We start from the raw sequence: 17,025 nt of genomic DNA, 5'->3' as shown, positions 1-17,025 counted from the left end.
GTTACAAGAGTATGGCTTGCGCTCGCTTTACTCTGCCGCGCAGCGGCTTCGTTCATCAAACGACTATGGCGTCAATAGTTAATTTTTGGCGCTGTTCTCATCCCATAGAGCACCATCTCTGAGCATTGAATTTAAGATCACAACCATCTTGCGCACGCATGCAATAATAGCGACTTTCTTAGGCTTTCCGGCAGCTAAAAGCCGAGCATAAGTCGATTTGAATACGGTGTTACATTGCATGGCTGACATCATTGCCATATATAACACAGTGCGTACTTGCGCTCGGCCGCCTTGGATCACGCGCTTACCTTTGTAGCGCCCACTTTCGCGTGTTATTGGAGCGACACCAATCAGTGATGCTGCTTGTTTATTCGTGATGTAACCAAGTTCAGGTACGTTGCTAATTATTGATGCAGCGGCAATGTTTCCTATTCCTGGGACGCTTTGCAATATTGTTTTTTTAGCTTGGTATTCAGGGCTATCTTCAATGAGTTTAACGCGCTTTTCTTCTAACTTGGTGATTTGATTTTTTATCGTGGTTAGCATTGGTTTGATAGTCGGATGGAGAGAGGCGGGAAGTATCTGGATTCGGTTCTTTTCCATGGTTTGCATGGATAACAACTGGTTTCGGCGAATGACTAAGTCACTCATTAGTCGTATGTTTTTTGGCTTTATGACAGTAAGATCTGGTTTGATTGCTTCTCCATAGTGAGCGATCAATTCTGCATCTAAACGATCATTTTTGGCTCTGCGGCCAATAGCACCAGCGAATCGTTTTATGTGGACAGGGTTTGCTCTGACAATAGGTAATTGAGCCTCTGCACATGCAAGAACAAAAGGCATTTCTAATCGGCCTGTAGCTTCAATAACGATTCGTTCAGGACTGTGATTCTTAATCGTTTTAAGTGCTTTTTTGATGCCTTTATCATTGTTCTCTACTGAGAAAAATAGGTCTAGTGGCCTGATGTGGATGTCTAATTGGGTTTTGCCGGTATCAACTCCAACGTTGATGCTTTGATTGATTTTGGTATTCATAATAAGCTAACTCATGCTTGCGTAATGCGGGTTCGAGACCCAGTCGACTATTCGAGGTTTATGCTTGAAGTTCTATGTAGCGTTCATGTTTGTTATCGGTCTCTCGATAGAGGAGCCAGCGTTTAAACGAACTACTACATAGAAAGCTTTAGTTGCAGCTAAAGCCTGGGTCTCACATTACCCGATTGGAGTGCTTATTATCCATACAAGCATTTAAGAGTGATTCCTAACGCTTAGCATTTTTCATTCCATTGTTGAGCTTAGTGATTTGGCCAGAAGCATTTAAGTCTAAAGCTAATGAGCTTATTGGTTCGCTAACACAAAGGCTGAAGCATGAGAGCTATGCTTGATCTTGGTAAGTTGGCGATTTTATTGGCAGTGTGAATGGTTTATATTTCCATAATATCTATGTGCTAAAGGAAAATGTTGCGCTGGTACAATGCGTTACATAAATGGGCACTTGGTCGAAAGTATATGAATTAAGGATAATTATGCCGGATATCTCCCTCCAACTTGAACTTGCCAGCACTGCCGATATCCAACAGCTGCAGAGGTCGGCACTCAGCGCATTTGCAGACGATGTGGAAAAATACGGTGCGTTCCCGCCAAACATAGAATCAACAGAGTGGTTCCAAGCTGAGGTTAGTAAAGGCAACTTTTATAAAGTGCTGTACAACAGCGACTATGCTGGGGCAATTTGCGTAGAGTGTGGTGAGCAGAGCAGTATTGAGATCCGATATTTCTACATTGATGTTCAGTATCAAAATAAACATATTGGCTCTCAAGCCATGAGCCTTATTGAACACCAGTATTCGCATATCACAAACTGGACTTTGTTCACCCCTTATCAGTCATACAGAAACCACCATTTCTACGAAAAGTTAGGCTATATCAAAGTCGGTGAAGTTCAGCCAGACCAATCAGACGATTTCAAATTGTTTGAATATTCAAAGAGCCATTTAAGTTGAAATAGCGGCATTACAAACGTACACGGCACCTATAACTGATGATTGCTGCTCAATTAGATGTTTTGGTATAGGAAAAATTCAGCTAAGGGAATTAGATGAGTGAAAAAGTGAAAGTAGCACTGAAGTGGCTCAAAGAACTCTTGGATGCCGAGGGTGTTGAGTATCAAATTGTCGGAGGGCTAGCTGCAACGATCCATGGTGGTAATCGTGAAATCGCAGACATAGACCTTTATATCCACAACTTTGACGCAAACAAGGTTTTGGCTCGCGTATCGCAATTCATATCTAAGCCGTTAATTCACTATGCAGAATACGGTTGGGATCTCGAGTATTTCCAGTTAGTTTACCAAGACCAAAAAATTGAAATTGGTTTATCTCATAATACGAAGATACAGTCGGCTCTAGATGGATCTTGGCATCAACTCGAAATCGATTTTTCAGAGTCAGTCATTAAAAGCTATCTCGGTATCGAGTTGCCAGTTATCTCAGCTCGTCATTTAATAGAGTACAAGCGAATATTAGGTAGGGAAATCGATCTAATTGACATACAAGAACTGACGTTAGCCATTTAGTCCGAGGTTGTGCATAAGGAAATGAGTATGAATTACGATGAGTTTAACCATTTTTGCGGGACATTTACTGGGACGAGTCATGTCGTTCAATGGGGTAATTCAGATGTCTGGAAGGTGGGTGGTAAAGTCTTTGCCATTGGTGGTTGGAGTGATGGCAAAAAAGCGGCATTCACTTTTAAGACATCCAACTTAAATTACGATTTTCTCAGTGATTGTGAGGGTTATAAACCGGCTCCGTACTTTGCTAACCGTGGGATGAAATGGATACAGCAAGTTGAAACTTCCGGTCAATTAGACGATGACCTAAAGTATTACTTGTCTGAGTCTTATCGTATTGTTGCTAGTGGTTTAAGTAAACGTAAACAACGAGAGTTGGGCATAGAACACCTATCTGAACCACGCACGTAAATGCTTCAAGGCAGAGACGTGATGCTTTCTAATCTTTATCGACAGGCCAATAGTCCTTTGGAAGATCCTGGCGACGAGATTGATCAAGTTGTATTGCAACAGTAAATGACACACAAACGTAGAGGTAGCGCACAGAAACGAAAACGGGGATATCGCGATTACGTAATCATTGATCTAGCCGATAGTGAGATAGTGATAAGAGGTCGATAATTCGTTGTCGGATCTAAATTAGAACTTTAAATCTAATTTCTAAGTAGTTGTTATCTCAGGAAGAGTTTTTGTGCTATGCGCCCCTATATTAAATACATTATCCCTATTTTAATTCCTTTCATTATCCTCGTCATGCCGCTATCAGCGTTTCCATTTGAAGGCCTTACGATTATTCAACAACGCGTTATCGCGATCTTTTTATTAGCGGCATTGTGCTGGGTGTTCGAGCCCATCCCGATCTACGCGACGTCTGTTGTTATTATCGTTCTGCAATTATTGATGTTGTCGGATAAAGGGCTGATCTTTTTAAGGTTTGAGCATGGGCAGGAACATTTTGGTGAGTTGTTAAAATACAGCGACATCATGGCGACATTCGCCAGCCCAATCATCATGCTGTTTTTGGGCGGTTTTTTCTTAGCGATGGCCGCCACTAAGTATCGATTAGACGTAAACTTAGCCCGTGTATTATTGAAGCCATTTGGACAAGACCCAAAGTTTGTGATGCTCGGCTTAATGTTGATCACTGGTATCTTTTCGATGTTTATGTCTAACACGGCAACAACGGCAATGATGCTCTCTATTTTAACGCCGGTACTGGCTGTGTTTGGCCCCAAAGACCCCGGTCGTATAGCGTTTGCGCTTTGTATTCCTGTTGCCGCTAACATCGGTGGCATTGGTACCCCGATCGGTACCCCGCCGAACGCTATCGCACTTAAATATTTAGTTGGCGATAATCTAATTACGTTCGGTGAGTGGATGGCATTTGGTGTGCCGTTTGTCATTATTATGATGGCGTTAGCGTGGTTTTTAATAGGCTTTATGTACAAAGCTGACCAAAAGAAAATCGAGCTAAGCATCAAAGGTAAATTCCTTAAAACGCCCAAAGCCATTGCGGTATACGTCACTTTTGCGCTGACCATCATTCTTTGGTTAATGGGCTCAAGCCATGGCATGAACTCTTATACCGTCGCTCTTATTCCTGTCGCTGTGTTCTCACTCACAGGGATCATCAATAAAGAAGACCTGAAAAAGATTTCTTGGGACGTACTGTGGCTTGTATCAGGTGGTATTGCGCTTGGTTTAGCTCTCGATAAAACTGGCTTAGCAAGGCTCGTGGTACACAGCATTCCGTTTGATTCCTACTCGCCCTATGTGGTGTTGTTCGGAGCGGCGTTCTTGTGTTTGGTAATGGCAAACTTCATGTCTCATACCGCAACGGCTAACTTGTTAATGCCAATTATGGCTGCATTAGGTTCGTCTATGGCTTCACTCACGCCACTAGGTGGTGAGTTAACGTTAATTCTGGTTGTGACTTTTGCCGCTTCATTAGGTATGTCGCTGCCAATCAGTACGCCACCGAATGCGTTGGCTCATGCCACAGGTCATGTGCAAAGTAATCAAATGGCCAGAATCGGTATTATTTTGGGTGTGGTTGGTGTGCTACTGAGTTTTGTTATGGTGTGGGTGCTACATTCAATTGGTCACATAGGATAACGATACGTGTATCAACAAAAGCTAGAAGCACTTATCGATCGTTATTTTAATCAGACAGAACGTCGGGTGACGTGCCGTGCCGGTAACACCATTATTGAACAATCAGCGTTAAACACTCGTTTATATTATGTGTTTAGTGGAGAACTGGAAGGGTTTTATTCCGAAGCGAATACACCGCAAGTGCGAGTATTTAGCGCGGGTAGTGGGGCTTTTATAGGCGTTCATAGCTTCTTTTCAGGTAATTGGACAGCATCTTCAACGGTTGTTGCTAAAACCGATGTTGAGTTAGCGTGGATCGATAAAGACACGCCTGCAGAAGATGAACGTAAGTTTGGCCCTCTTACCGCACAGTTCACACCTGTGATTGTCAATGAGTTGTCGCGTCGTCAACGCCGTGCAACACAAGAAGCGATAGCGAAACAAAAAGCGCTAGAGAAGTTACATACTGCTGAGCAAATGACGACCTTGGGTCAATTGGCTGCAGGGATTGCCCATGAGCTTAACAACGCTATTGGTGTAGTAAATAGTAAATCTGGCCGACTTGAAACGGTCATCATGGATCTACTTGAAGAAGTGCACCCAGAAGCCAGCCAGTTTTTCGATTTTGGGTTAATGCATGGTCAGAAAACGTCGTCGTCAGAAGCGCGAACACGTGGGCGACAATTTGAAAGAAAATATGGTTTAGACAAAAACATTGCTCGCTCTCTTGCAAAGGCGATTCCAATTGACGCTTTATCTGCAACAGACGTTATTTCAAAACATTGGCTGAAAAACCCAGAAGAAGCGATTCGTTTTTGGCAGATGGGCTGTGATTTACATGATTTACGTTTGGCATCTAGACACACCGTTGGCATCGTAAAATCGGTTAAACAACTTGGCAGAGTTGATATTGACACCGAAGAAGCGGTTGATATTAACGACTCCATTAACCATGCCTTATCGTTGTTACAAAGTGAGTTGCGTAGAGTGTCTGTGCGATTGAGCCCTGCGGATTTGCCGACTTTTAAAGGCTCGAAAACAGAGCTCGTTCAGATTTGGGTCAACATTGTAAAGAATGCTTGTGATGCAATGTCGAATTCAGACGATGCTGCAATAGAAATTCAAACCAGATTAAGTAAGAAAAGAATATTAGTTACGATCACGAATAACGGCCCTGAGATAGACGAGGTGACTCGTAGAAAGGTATTTCAGCCCAACTTCACCACTAAAAAAGGTGGTTTATCGTTTGGATTGGGCTTGGGTTTATCAATCGTTAAGCGGATTGTGGCGGGTTATGGCGGAAGTATCATTGTGAAAAGTGATGCTTCTAAAACTGTATTTAGAATCAAGTTACCAGTAGAGGGTGAACATGGAGAAGCTTAATTTAATCTGTGTCGATGACCAGAGAGAAGTACTGAGCGCAGTGGTACAAGATTTAGAGCCGCTGGCGAGTTGGCTGAATATTGAAGATTGTGAATCAGCGCAAGAAGTGCTTGATCTCATTGATGAACTTGACGCAGAAGGCGAACACATTACCGTCATCGTGTCTGATCATGTGATGCCAGGGAAAACGGGTGTGGAGTTACTCACTGAAGTGTTCCATGACAGCCGCTTTCCGAATACAAAGAAAATTCTTCTTACGGGGCAGGCCACTCATACCGATACCATCAATGCGATTAATGCAGCAGGCATCGACCGTTACTTTGAAAAGCCTTGGCAAGCAACCACGTTAGTTGAATGCATTCGCACTCTTGTCACTGAGTACATATTTGATCAAGGGCTTGATTACACGGATTATCAGAATGAGCTCGACCAGCAGGTTGTGTTGAGACGCTTGCGTTAGTCTCTTATGTTAGCGACTTACGCTAGTCATTTATGTCAGTCGCTTGAAATTATATGCACCGAAGGACGCTTTCTGAAGGATCTTGTCTTTGAAAGATGTAATCTTTCGGTGCATATTTTACCTATCTCTTTTAGTAATTCAGGTTTAGTACTCAGCTATTAACACACTGGTTGCTGGCTTAAGTCTAATACTCATACGCCAACGCCAACGCCAGCGGATGCGTTGTGCTTTCTTCACGAACGATTCCCTGAACATGCAGCAGAACTAAAATGTGTCGCAGAATATCAGTGTCTTTTGTTAGAAAAGTAAGTCGAAAGTATTCAAATGTGATTCCTAATGCGAGGTATGTGGAGTTCGAAGTCAGATCGGTACTTACAACGTAAAGGACTAGGCTTTTCACGGCTTACTGCGTAATAATGCATTCGCCCACAAGTGGGGGTTTATAGTCAGTAGGATTTGAAAATGAGTGAGATTGCTCGCTTTATATCTGGTGAAGCGCCGGATAAGTTTGGTCGAAATATAGGACAGTTGTTGGCTTACAATCATTTTTGGTTGGAGCATGACCATAAGTACATTCAAGTATTTTTCCCAATAGATGAAGGGACTAAGTTTAATCAACATGCGCCGTTAGTTACTCAAGAAGATAGGGCGCTTTTTGCTAATTCAGAAGAGCTCCGCACAGCTCATCTACAAGTGCTTGACCTGATGCTTGAGTTTTGGGGCATGCAGCGAGAGGGTATCGAAATATCTTCGTTGTTACCGCTTAGCCCCGCAAATCATGTATGGCTTAAAAACCATGATCATAACCAACTAAGGTTAACGCGAGCTATTCGTAGTTTATATTTGTTAGGCAATGAGGAAGTTGCAACCAACTTATGTGGCTTCTTGATCGCATCAGCGAACGAAACCGGTTCTGTCTCTGATAAAACGGTGCAATATTGGCGTAATGCGTTAAATGGTTAGAAGTCCGCAATAGCCAGTGGGATTATCGATTTTCAGCACATGGCAGTGGCAATAGATTTGATGGTCGTTGGCATTTAACCAATGGCCCGTGTAAAGGCACTTGGTTTATAGAAAAAGCCAACGACATGTAGGGCTATAAACGCATTATATACTTGGAATAACTTAAACAATATCCACACGCATGTGTACGATTTAGTTTAAAGATATAGATAGGAAAGCCCATGAGGATTGTGATTTTTATCGTTACAGTGATTTTAGTTAAATCAATTGAAGCAAAGTTTGGGCACACCTATAACATCTTTTCAGATCCACTTGATATCAAGTTAGCCGCTCTTGATTTTGTCTTGTGGGTTTCAGTCTACTTTGGTTTATCTTTTGTTTATGAGAAGGGCAAAGGCATCCTGACTAAAATGGGTAAAGTTAAGAGTCCTTAATGGGAAAACTTGAACCCTATTAAGCGTAACGGAATATTGTTAGTGATTTGAACTAAGACCAAGAGACGGTTTGGAGAGGAATAGTTATGAATGGAAAAATTGTTCGATGGGTTGATGAGAGGGGGTTTGGATTCATCAACTCAGATGAATTAAAGGGCGATATTTTTGTTCATATATCCAAATTTCGAAAGGGTTATCGTTCTCCAAAAGTGGGAGATAGCGTTGAATTTCAACTATCACATAGTTCTTCTAAACTCAGCGCTTCGAGTGCTCAGTTAGTTGGTATAGAACCACTCAAATCCAATCCTTTATCACTTATTTTGTCTGCACTTATCGTTGGTCTTATAGGGGCAGCTTTTTATCTTTTTTTGTTAGAGCCAAAGTTAAATCCGGCATATGAGAGTATGGGTTTTAGCTGCCAAGGAAAAATGTACTGCAGTGAGATGTTATCTTGTGATGAAGCAAAGTTTTATTTGGCAAACTGTCCCAATGTGAAAATAGATGGTGATCGTGATGGTATTCCTTGCGAGAGTCAGTTCTGCAGTCACTATTGATGCCTGTTTACTAGTCATTCAAAATAGACAACTAAAAGGACATTACATGGAAATCAGAGTAGGGACATTACCTGATATTGCAGGCATCACCGATATCTTCAACTTTTATATTGAACATACCAATGCGCGCTTTGAAGAAGAGAAGTTGTCGTTGGAAAATCGCCAGCAGTGGTTTTCTCAATTTTCTAGTCAAAGTAAATATCAACTTTATGTCGCGACAGAAGGTAATGCGTTATTAGGCTTCGCGTGTTCTCAGCAATACCGGGTTATGTCGGCATTTGAAGATACCGCAGAGGTCACTATTTATCTTGCGACAGAAGCTCAAGGTAAAGGCTTAGGCTCTAAGCTTTATTCTCAGCTATTTGCATCGATTAGTGATTATGGTGTTCACCGCGTACTCTCAGGTGTTGCTTTACCTAATGAGGCTTCAATAGCACTTCATAAACGTTTTGGATTTCGAGAAGTCGGAGTGTTCAATGAATATGCGAAGAAAAACGGTCAATACATCAGTTCAATGTGGTTAGAGAAGGCGTTAACCAAGGAACCAGATTGATTAGGATGGTTTAAACACGATGCAATACTCTTGGTACTTAAATTACGTATTGCTCAATGTTTGATTTAGAAACAAAGGACACAATATGGAAGTAAGGTTAGTCAAAGGTTCCGATCCTAAGTTCGCTGAATCGATCACTAAAACGAATATGGCGAGTTACTACCAAGCTCGTGGCATCGCTTGGGGTCATAGTCAGTTTTTACGCAGCTGGGATGAACTGGATAACTATGAAGTTTATGTAGGGGATAGCCGTATTGGTGTTGTCCGCTTCAGTTACAACAGTGATACAACGTTTCTTAGGGACTTGCAGATATTAGCTGAATATCAAGGTAGAGGCTTTGGTTCTAAGTGTCTCGATTTAGCTATTAAACATGCGAACAATCAATCATCAGCTCAGTTAGTGTTGCGTGTGTTCAGTGAGAATCCCGCTATTAAGCTTTATCAATCAAAAGGTTTTACTCAGTTGTCTGAAGTGAAAGGACTCGTTGAAATGGAACTGATTTTAGGAAGAACTATGGACACCATTATCAAACAAGCAATCGAATTGCGAAAAGAAGAGAAGTACCCAGAGTCACGTGACTTGTTGGCAACGCTACTCACTGATGAAAATTATGCCGCGAAAGCGCACTTGCAGATCGCGTGGTCTTACGATAATCAAGGTAAAGAGCGACAGGCGATTGAGCACTATGTGCTATCTCTGTCTGGTGTGCTTTCTTCAGTAGAGCGTTTTGATGCGCTGTTCGGTTTGGCGAGTACTTATCGAAGCCTTGGTCTTTATGCAGAGGCTTTAGGCTATTTCGAACAGACTAGAGCTGAGTATCCTGACTCGATAGAGGTGAAACCTTTCTACGCAAGTGTTTGTACAATTTGGGTCGCCATAAAGAGGCGACGTCGCTGTTACTTGAGCTTTTGGTATCTACGACTAATAGCGAGGCGATTAAAGAGTACCAACGCGCGATCTCTTTATATGCTCAAGACTTAGATAAAACCTGGTAAGCAGCTGCGTATAAAGATCATGTACTAATATAGAAAAAAACCTAAGCATCAATAGGATACTTAGGCTTCAAGAATTCGGTTTTAGTTTGAGTTTAAACCGTTACTCTGAAAGTTCTTTACGAACGATCTCTGCGCCAGCGCTTAGCGCATTGAGCTTAGCTGAGGCAATTTCACGAGGAAGGGGAGCCATGCCGCAGTTGGTGCACGGGTAGAGCTTATCGGCATCAACATACTTCAGTGTTTCTCGTAGAGTGTCGGCAACTTCTTCTGGTGTTTCAATTGAATTGGTTGCAACATCGATAGCACCGACCATGACTTTCTTGCCTCGAACGAGCTCAAGCAATTCAACCGGAACATGAGAGTTATGACACTCTAATGAGATGATATCGATATTCGATTGCTGAAGCTTAGGAAATACCTCTTCGTATTGGCGCCACTCGGTACCTAGTGTCTTTTTCCAATCCGTATTTGCTTTGATGCCGTAGCCATAACAAATATGAACTGCAGTTTCACACTTAAGCCCTTCAATGGCTCTTTCTAAACAAGCAATACCCCAATCGTTCACGTCATCAAAAAATACGTTAAACGCAGGCTCATCGAACTGAATAATATCAACACCAGCAGCTTCTAACTCTTTTGCTTCTTCGTTAAGGATTTTTGCGAACTCCCATGCTAGCTTTTCACGGCTTTGGTAATGCGCGTCGTAAAGCGTATCTATCATGGTCATTGGCCCCGGTAGAGCCCACTTAATTGGTTGATCCGTTTGCTGGCGTAAGAACTTAGCATCTTCGACAAAAACCGACTTTTGACGAGAAACAGGGCCAACGACTGTTGGTACACTCGCATCGTAACGGTCGCGAATTTTAACGGTTTCACGCTTTTCAAAATCCACGCCATTCAGATGTTCAATGAAGGTTGTTACAAAGTGCTGACGTGTTTGTTCGCCGTCACTCACAATATCAATACCGGCTTGTTGCTGGTCTTGAAGAGAGACACGTAGCGCATCTTGTTTGCCATCGGTTAATTCGTCGCCTTCCAGTTTCCATGGAGACCAAAGTGTCTCTGGCTGTGCTAGCCAAGATGGCTTAGGTAAGCTGCCTGCTGTTGAAGTCGGTAATAATGTTTTCATAATAAGTACTGCCTGTCCTTGGTGATTTAAGAGCGTGATTGCTCGATTAAAGCGCGTAGTTGGCAGACCAGTTCTCTAGAACTGACTGGTATGGCTTAATGAAAGTCTCTTCTGCGAATTTACCTTGTTCGATAGCTAATTTGCTTCGTTCTTCTCGGTCATACACGATTTGAGTTAGCGAGTGATCCAAGTTTTTCAAGTTTGGTTGGTAGCAGTTACCTGCAACCGCATTCGCGTTGTAAATCTCAGGACGGTAGATTTTTTGGAATGTACCCATGGTGCTGATGGTGCTGATAAGTTCTAGGTTTGAGTAATCGTTCAGTAGATCACCAAAGAAATAGAAAGCTAGAGGTGCAACACTGTTTGGCGGCATGAAGTAACGAACCTGTAAGCCCATCTTCTTAAAATATTGTTCAGTTAAAGAAGACTCATTCGGTTGGTATTCAAAACCTAATACTGGGTGTTGGTTTTCAGTACGGTAATAGGTTTTATTATCTGACACGCTTAAGCAAATAACAGGTGGTTTATTAAAGTTCTTTTTGTAAGCGTCAGAGTTAACGAAATATTTAAAAAGCTTGCCGTGTAAATCCCCAAAATCTTCCGGAATGCTGAATTTCTCTTGGCCTTTATTATGATCCAATAGACGTACGCTAAAGTCATAATCTCGAACATAAGAAGAGAAGTTATTTCCGATAATGCCTTCAATACGCTCGTTGGTTTTACGGTCTAGAATATTGGTTTTCAGTACTTCAATGGAAGGGAATGCTTCGCCGTTGCTTTCAATGTCCATATCAACAGAAATGATTTCAAGCTCTACAGAGTAACGATCGCCCTTTGGGTTGTCCCAGTGTGCTAATGCGTTGAAACTGTTGTCAATCATCTGCAGTGCATTGCGCAAGTTTGCTTGGCGGCTGTCACCACGCGCCAAGTTAGCGAAGTTGGTGGTGATACGTGTGCTGTCCGCAGGTTGATAGTTCTCGTCGAGGCTAATGCTCTTAATTGTAAAATTAAATTCTGTATTCATGTTGATCTGATATCCCAATCTGTTGTCTGACTTTCGCGGTCTTTAGAATTAAAATTGCTTTTATTTTTGCTTGTGACCGGATCAATAGTTGAAGGCAATACTGTATGAAAAATTAATACGGTATTAAGTTAATCGCTTGGTATTTTTATACTTGGTTCGATAAATGATTAACAATGGTATTCCTTCACATTCAACATGAGGAATATTCATGATCTATTATGTTTGAAAATATTAGGTGGTGTCAGTTATATTAATTGGCTTGATGGAAATATAACCACATTAATAGTGCGTTATTTAAGACAATTAATTTAATTAAGAGATGGACGAAATGAGTGAGTTGCTGTTGTTGATTTTATACTGTGCATTATTAGGCAGTGGTGTTGGTTTTCTTGCCGGACTTTTGGGGATTGGCGGAGGGCTTATCATTGTACCTGTGTTAAGCAGCATTTTACTTCACTTAGAAGTTTTACCTGCTGACCAAGTGGTCGTTGCAGCGATTGCGACTTCCTTGGCATCAATCTTGTTTACCTCAACTTCTTCTGCGCTTGCTCACCACAAAAATGGAAACGTGCCTTGGGATTTGGCACCTTGGATCATGTTGGGTGTTGCTCTGGGGGCATTGATTAGTGGCTTTATGGCGGCTCTGCTGCCAGAAAAAGTTGTTCGTATTGTGTTTGCCGTAAGTGTGGTTCTTATTGCGATCAAGATGTTCTTAAGCAGCAAAAGCGATACGCCTAAAGAACGAAAACTGCCGAACAAGGGCGTACTAACGGTTCTTACAACTATTACGGGCGGCTTGTCAGCCATGATAGGCATTGGTGGTGGGGCATTGCTGGTTCCACTATTGACGTTCTTCTCTGTCGATATGAAAAAGGCCATTGGTTGTGCGTCGGCTTGTGGCATTGTGATCGCATTATTTGGGTCTATCGGTTATATCACCTCGGGCAGCAGCCACTTTGCTCTAACAGAAGGTTTTGCTGGCTTTGTTTATTTGCCTGCGCTGCTAGGCATCGTGTGCACATCTTGGTTTACAGCTCCGCTAGGCGCAAAAGCAACTAACCATTTACCGGTTCCAACGATTAAGAAGATCTTCTCAGTACTGTTGGTGGTTATTGCAGCCAGCATGGTTGCTCGTTAATTAAAGAATTCAGTAACCTGTAACTGAATCAGTTTCTTTATTCATTAGACATTTAGGTGCGAAAAAATGCATGTAAATGTCTAATTGCGATCTGAGCCCTCCAATAACATGAGTTACTCCTTTTAATGCATCATGGCTCATAATAAGATTGTTCGCGTTTAGTAAATATTCAAATGTGGTCAAATACTTATCTAAAGGAGCGAGCGATGGCACGAGAAATTTCATTTAAGGGCAACGGCCCACGTTGGAACGTGGCTCTATCAATGACAATAAGTTACGTGATCGCATCTTTAGCTATCAACTTATTTTATCAGACTGAGCTCCAGTTTTTCCCTTTCGTTACTTCTATCTTAATCATGATCACTGTCTATGCTTTGGTCTCCAAGTTCACCCGAAGACATTTATCTTTAGTCGGTGAAGAGATACATCTACATGACGTTAAAGCGAACTTAGCGATCAAAAACTCTGTCTTTTCTCGTCAGTATATTCAAGTTAAATCACTGACTAAAAATGGCTATTACAAAGTGAATGTTCACAAAGGACAGGTTGATAAATCTGATTGGGAAATGCTGTTAAGCAAGGCCACACAGCAAAACGTTTAACGCTAACTCTTCATGGAATTCATTAATATCAGGATGTTCTATCAATATGATCACCTTGATAAAACATTGTTATTTAACCCAATTCACTGCTATAGCTAAATGTATCTTATTTGATTCAACGGAATGCTATCAATGAGTGATTTATGGATCCTTTAACGCAGGGCGTGTTAGGCGCTTCTTTGTCACAATCGGCAAGCAAAAAACAACATTTGGTTGTTGCTGGGGTATTAGGGCTGCTTTCTGGATTGGCACCAGATCTAGATGCACTGATTAAGTCTCAAAGTGACCCTTTGTTGGCGTTGGAATTTCATCGACAATTTACCCATTCACTCTTCTTTATCCCCATTGGCGGTTTGATATGTGCCTTGGTTCTGCATCATCTGATTGCAAAAAGGCGTGGGCTTTCTTTCAAACAAAGCTGGCTGTTTTGCGCTCTGGGCTATGGCACTCATGCACTGTTAGACGCTTGTACCACTTATGGCACGCAGTTACTTTGGCCTTTCACCAACGCGCGTTTTGCTTGGAATACCATATCAATCATCGATCCTGTTTATACGCTTCCCATCTTAATTTTACTTGTGTTTACAACGTTGAAACGAGCGCCTTGGCTGGCGCGTGTCGCATTTGCTTGGGCTCTAATCTATCCAACATTAGGGATGATTCAGCGAGACAGGGCAGAGGCGGTTGGGTGGCAATTAGCGGATCAAAGACAACACACACCGATTCGATTAGAGGCAAAACCGAGCTTTGCTAATATCTTGGTATGGAAAGTGGTGTACGAAACAGAGGCTCAATATCATGTAGACGCAGTGCGGGTTGGCACATCGGTAAACGTATATCCCGGAGAGTCGATTACGAAACTGAATGTTAGCAGGGATTTGCCTTGGCTTGACCCTGATTCTCAACAAGCCAAAGACATTGAGCGCTTCCGCTGGTTTTCAAATGGTTATATTGCTCAGGACCCAACGGACGAGTTGCTTATTATCGATGTGCGATATTCAATTGTACCGAATCAAATGAAAGCACTATGGAGCATCAAGCTATCAAAAGCAGTTGATGCAAACACGCATGTAAGATACGAAACTCATAGAGACAACACACCTGAGTCGAGACAGATCTTCTTCGATATGCTTACTGGCGATAAATGAGCTAGTTTTAAACAGTAAAAAGGCTGAGTCAGATAACCTGCTCAGCCTTTTTTATTCGTTTGTTTAACAGGTCGATGTTGCATTGCTTACATCACATATATTAATAAAACTGGTAGTGCTTACATTTATAAGTGTGATTTATGTCTCTATCCATCTTTTGAATACTTTCTAAGCTTAGTTGGTTTTTTATCTAATTAAACAGAAGGTTATATGATAAATAGAATAATAACACTAAGTGGCGTTGCATTACTTTGTTCAGCGAGTGCGCATGCGCAAATGCAAAATGGAAGTTTCGAAAGCTGGGAAGGAAACGTACCATCTGGATGGAGTGTGATTGACTCCGGCATTGCAGTTTCACCCTCTAACGTACCTGTTAATAACGGCAGTTTCTCTGCGCAAGTAACAGTGAATACAGGCACTCAAAGTAATACCGATTTTCTGCAAACGATAAGTGTTGAACAAGGGAAAACTTATGATTTCTCTGTCGATGTTTACCATACGGAAGGCAACGTGAAAGCTCGCCTTTTTGTTGATGGCTATTTAGGCTACTCGAATAATGGTTTAACGAATCAGTGGCAAGCATTGACTCACTTGTACAGCGCTACGAGCACTAAAGATATCGTTGTGGGCGTACGATTTTATGATGATGCAGGTTTTGATGGTTCGGAAGTGGTGTATTTAGATAACTTTCAGCCGACGGAGACTCCACCCACACAAAGCTGCAATGACACAAGTGCCGCACTCACGCTAGTGACGGATAACTATGGTTATGAAACCAGTTGGTCTCTCAAAAACTCAGTTTCTCAAACTCTTTATTCTGGTTCAGACTATCAAAATAACACCATCAATGAAGTGGAAATGTGTTTAGCGGATGGTAGCTACATCCTAGAAGTCTTAGACTCTTATGGAGATGGAATGTGCTGCAGTGTGGGGAATGGTTCATACAGTTTATCGGTAAACGGAACCGTTGTGGCATCTGGTGGTGATTTCCAAGCAAGTCAGAGTACAGAATTTACAATTGGTGGTTCAACTACACCACCAACTGAACCACCAGTTTTAGGTGAGTATTATAAAGACGCTGAAGGCAAAGTGGGCTTTGCGTTAAAAACGGCCTTATATCAAATTATTGATAATCATAGCAGTCAGGGTTACACCGCTATTTGGACGTTGGTGTCTGAGGCTGACCTAGACGCATACTATGACACTGATGGGTCGATTCTCGATATGTATTCGGAGAAACCTTCAGGCTCTGATTCAATCCAATTTACTAAGGTGGCCGATCAATGTGGTCAATACAGCAAAGAAGGTGATTGCTACAACCGTGAGCACTCATTCCCGAAAAGCTGGTTTGGAGGGAAAGTCGAGCCAATGAACTCTGACGGTCACCATTTATTTGCCACTGACGGCTACGTTAACTCGAAACGTAGTAATTGGCCATTTGGTGAGGTGAGTAGCGCGACATACACATCAAGCAATGGTTCTAAGTTAGGCAGCGCAGCGAACTCTCTTGGTTATGTGGGTACGGTGTTTGAGCCAATTGATGAGTTTAAAGGTGATTTCGCAAGAGCATATTTCTACATGGCAACACGTTATGAAAATGAAATCGCTAATTGGGAAGGGAACTCTACAAGCTCTGATGCCGTTCTGGATGGAACCAATACAACCGTTTTTGAACCTTGGCTACTTACTATGCTAAAGCGTTGGCATTCTGAAGACCCAGTAAGCCAAAAAGAAATCGACCGAAATAAGGCGGTACATGATTTTCAAGGGAATCGTAATCCGTTTATTGACCATCCAGAGTTTGTAAGCCAAATCTGGGGAAGTTTGTCTTAGTTTATTTAATACCAATATATGAACTTACAACGTCTACGAAGATGGTGGTTATCCAGTGAAAGAGAGCGAATCAGCGTTCTTTTTTATTGACTTTTATACTGTGAGCATCATCAGTTCTTATTTGCTGCTGGTGTAATAGATT

General features: G+C 42.0%; 17 protein-coding genes and 2 pseudogenes. 16 read left to right on the top strand and 3 right to left on the bottom strand.

Annotated elements, in window-relative coordinates:
* Positions 1 to 78: 78 nt before the first annotated feature.
* Positions 79 to 1,035 carry an IS110 family transposase gene (locus AB6C75_RS16375; protein WP_372108221.1) on the bottom strand — a complete coding sequence of 319 codons (957 nt, stop codon included), beginning with the start codon at positions 1,033 to 1,035 and terminating at the stop codon, positions 79 to 81.
* 491 nt (positions 1,036 to 1,526) lie between these two features.
* Between AB6C75_RS16375 and AB6C75_RS16370 the strand changes: the two genes are divergently transcribed.
* From AB6C75_RS16370 to AB6C75_RS16315, 12 genes and pseudogenes are all read left to right on the top strand, one after another.
* A complete protein-coding gene (locus AB6C75_RS16370) occupies positions 1,527 to 2,003 on the top strand; it encodes a GNAT family N-acetyltransferase (protein WP_372108219.1) in 477 nt (158 codons plus the stop codon).
* A 95-nt stretch (positions 2,004 to 2,098) separates the two neighbouring features.
* Positions 2,099 to 2,575, top strand: coding sequence for a MazG-related protein (locus AB6C75_RS16365; protein WP_372108217.1), 477 nt, complete (start codon positions 2,099 to 2,101; stop codon positions 2,573 to 2,575).
* 27 nt (positions 2,576 to 2,602) lie between these two features.
* A complete protein-coding gene (locus tag AB6C75_RS16360; protein ID WP_009846550.1) occupies positions 2,603 to 2,983 on the top strand; it encodes an MmcQ/YjbR family DNA-binding protein in 381 nt (126 codons plus the stop codon).
* A gap of 285 nt (positions 2,984 to 3,268) precedes the next feature.
* A complete protein-coding gene (locus AB6C75_RS16355; RefSeq protein ID WP_372108214.1) occupies positions 3,269 to 4,687 on the top strand; it encodes a DASS family sodium-coupled anion symporter in 1,419 nt (472 codons plus the stop codon).
* A gap of 6 nt (positions 4,688 to 4,693) precedes the next feature.
* Entirely contained in the window at positions 4,694 to 6,049 is a 1,356-nt protein-coding gene (locus AB6C75_RS16350; protein ID WP_017090756.1) for an ATP-binding protein, read from the top strand.
* A complete protein-coding gene (locus AB6C75_RS16345; protein WP_102569486.1) occupies positions 6,036 to 6,509 on the top strand; it encodes a response regulator in 474 nt (157 codons plus the stop codon). Before AB6C75_RS16350 ends, AB6C75_RS16345 begins: the two co-directional genes overlap by 14 nt.
* Positions 6,510 to 6,971: 462 nt before the next feature.
* Complete coding sequence (locus AB6C75_RS16340) at positions 6,972 to 7,472, top strand: opioid growth factor receptor-related protein (RefSeq protein ID WP_372108211.1); 501 nt, start codon at positions 6,972 to 6,974, stop codon at positions 7,470 to 7,472.
* A 221-nt stretch (positions 7,473 to 7,693) separates the two neighbouring features.
* Positions 7,694 to 7,906: a hypothetical protein gene (locus AB6C75_RS16335; protein ID WP_009846555.1), complete on the top strand. Its 213-nt coding sequence runs from the start codon at positions 7,694 to 7,696 to the stop codon at positions 7,904 to 7,906.
* Between the two features lie 86 nt (positions 7,907 to 7,992).
* Complete coding sequence (locus tag AB6C75_RS16330) at positions 7,993 to 8,460, top strand: cold shock domain-containing protein (protein WP_012603768.1); 468 nt, start codon at positions 7,993 to 7,995, stop codon at positions 8,458 to 8,460.
* A 46-nt stretch (positions 8,461 to 8,506) separates the two neighbouring features.
* Positions 8,507 to 9,013, top strand: coding sequence for an N-acetyltransferase family protein (locus AB6C75_RS16325; protein WP_372108209.1), 507 nt, complete (start codon positions 8,507 to 8,509; stop codon positions 9,011 to 9,013).
* Positions 9,014 to 9,098: 85 nt separating this feature from the next.
* A pseudogene (locus tag AB6C75_RS16320) lies at positions 9,099 to 9,530 on the top strand (GNAT family N-acetyltransferase); the annotation flags it as partial.
* Positions 9,528 to 10,009: pseudogene (locus AB6C75_RS16315) on the top strand (tetratricopeptide repeat protein). The pseudogenes AB6C75_RS16320 and AB6C75_RS16315, both read left to right, overlap by 3 nt.
* Positions 10,010 to 10,109: 100 nt before the next feature.
* On the opposite strand, the gene AB6C75_RS16310 reads toward AB6C75_RS16315, so the two are convergent.
* The gene (locus AB6C75_RS16310) at positions 10,110 to 11,138 is read right to left on the bottom strand and encodes a methionine synthase (RefSeq protein WP_009846559.1); all 1,029 of its coding nucleotides are present in this window, start codon (positions 11,136 to 11,138) and stop codon (positions 10,110 to 10,112) included.
* 46 nt (positions 11,139 to 11,184) lie between these two features.
* Positions 11,185 to 12,162 (bottom strand): DUF1852 domain-containing protein, encoded by a 978-nt coding sequence (locus AB6C75_RS16305; RefSeq protein WP_029222927.1) that lies wholly within the window; start codon positions 12,160 to 12,162, stop codon positions 11,185 to 11,187.
* Between the two features lie 328 nt (positions 12,163 to 12,490).
* Here AB6C75_RS16305 and AB6C75_RS16300 point away from each other — a divergent pair, with 328 nt between their 5' ends.
* The 4 genes from AB6C75_RS16300 (at position 12,491) to AB6C75_RS16285 (ending at position 16,883) form a co-directional block, all read left to right on the top strand.
* Positions 12,491 to 13,300, top strand: a complete 810-nt coding sequence (locus AB6C75_RS16300) for a sulfite exporter TauE/SafE family protein (RefSeq protein ID WP_372108207.1) — start codon at positions 12,491 to 12,493, stop codon at positions 13,298 to 13,300.
* Positions 13,301 to 13,473: 173 nt separating this feature from the next.
* A complete protein-coding gene (locus tag AB6C75_RS16295) occupies positions 13,474 to 13,902 on the top strand; it encodes a hypothetical protein (protein WP_083994626.1) in 429 nt (142 codons plus the stop codon).
* A gap of 143 nt (positions 13,903 to 14,045) precedes the next feature.
* Positions 14,046 to 15,050 (top strand): metal-dependent hydrolase, encoded by a 1,005-nt coding sequence (locus AB6C75_RS16290; RefSeq protein WP_372108205.1) that lies wholly within the window; start codon positions 14,046 to 14,048, stop codon positions 15,048 to 15,050.
* Positions 15,051 to 15,260: 210 nt separating this feature from the next.
* Complete coding sequence (locus AB6C75_RS16285; RefSeq protein ID WP_372108204.1) at positions 15,261 to 16,883, top strand: endonuclease; 1,623 nt, start codon at positions 15,261 to 15,263, stop codon at positions 16,881 to 16,883.
* The last annotated feature ends 142 nt before the right edge of the window (positions 16,884 to 17,025 follow it).

Origin of the sequence: Vibrio sp. 10N.237.312.B06, from assembly GCF_041464685.1 — a bacterium.
Classification (GTDB): Bacteria; Pseudomonadota; Gammaproteobacteria; order Enterobacterales; family Vibrionaceae; genus Vibrio; species Vibrio tasmaniensis_A.
This window is presented reverse-complemented; position numbering and strand designations above follow the sequence as displayed.

What these genes read in the sequence shown, in the direction of transcription:
- AB6C75_RS16300 (WP_372108207.1), top strand. Translation starts at nt 12,491, where the DNA reads ATGAGTGAGTTGCTGTTGTTGATTTTATACTGTGCATTATTAGGCAGT.
- AB6C75_RS16325 (WP_372108209.1), top strand. Translation starts at nt 8,507, where the DNA reads ATGGAAATCAGAGTAGGGACATTACCTGATATTGCAGGCATCACCGAT.
- AB6C75_RS16355 (WP_372108214.1), top strand. Translation starts at nt 3,269, where the DNA reads ATGCGCCCCTATATTAAATACATTATCCCTATTTTAATTCCTTTCATT.
- AB6C75_RS16335 (WP_009846555.1), top strand. Translation starts at nt 7,694, where the DNA reads ATGAGGATTGTGATTTTTATCGTTACAGTGATTTTAGTTAAATCAATT.
- AB6C75_RS16290 (WP_372108205.1), top strand. Translation starts at nt 14,046, where the DNA reads ATGGATCCTTTAACGCAGGGCGTGTTAGGCGCTTCTTTGTCACAATCG.
- AB6C75_RS16295 (WP_083994626.1), top strand. Translation starts at nt 13,474, where the DNA reads ATGTGGTCAAATACTTATCTAAAGGAGCGAGCGATGGCACGAGAAATT.
- AB6C75_RS16305 (WP_029222927.1), bottom strand. Translation starts at nt 12,162, where the DNA reads ATGAATACAGAATTTAATTTTACAATTAAGAGCATTAGCCTCGACGAG.
- AB6C75_RS16365 (WP_372108217.1), top strand. Translation starts at nt 2,099, where the DNA reads ATGAGTGAAAAAGTGAAAGTAGCACTGAAGTGGCTCAAAGAACTCTTG.
- AB6C75_RS16310 (WP_009846559.1), bottom strand. Translation starts at nt 11,138, where the DNA reads ATGAAAACATTATTACCGACTTCAACAGCAGGCAGCTTACCTAAGCCA.
- AB6C75_RS16375 (WP_372108221.1), bottom strand. Translation starts at nt 1,035, where the DNA reads ATGAATACCAAAATCAATCAAAGCATCAACGTTGGAGTTGATACCGGC.
- AB6C75_RS16340 (WP_372108211.1), top strand. Translation starts at nt 6,972, where the DNA reads ATGAGTGAGATTGCTCGCTTTATATCTGGTGAAGCGCCGGATAAGTTT.
- AB6C75_RS16370 (WP_372108219.1), top strand. Translation starts at nt 1,527, where the DNA reads ATGCCGGATATCTCCCTCCAACTTGAACTTGCCAGCACTGCCGATATC.
- AB6C75_RS16330 (WP_012603768.1), top strand. Translation starts at nt 7,993, where the DNA reads ATGAATGGAAAAATTGTTCGATGGGTTGATGAGAGGGGGTTTGGATTC.
- AB6C75_RS16345 (WP_102569486.1), top strand. Translation starts at nt 6,036, where the DNA reads ATGGAGAAGCTTAATTTAATCTGTGTCGATGACCAGAGAGAAGTACTG.
- AB6C75_RS16285 (WP_372108204.1), top strand. Translation starts at nt 15,261, where the DNA reads ATGATAAATAGAATAATAACACTAAGTGGCGTTGCATTACTTTGTTCA.
- AB6C75_RS16360 (WP_009846550.1), top strand. Translation starts at nt 2,603, where the DNA reads ATGAATTACGATGAGTTTAACCATTTTTGCGGGACATTTACTGGGACG.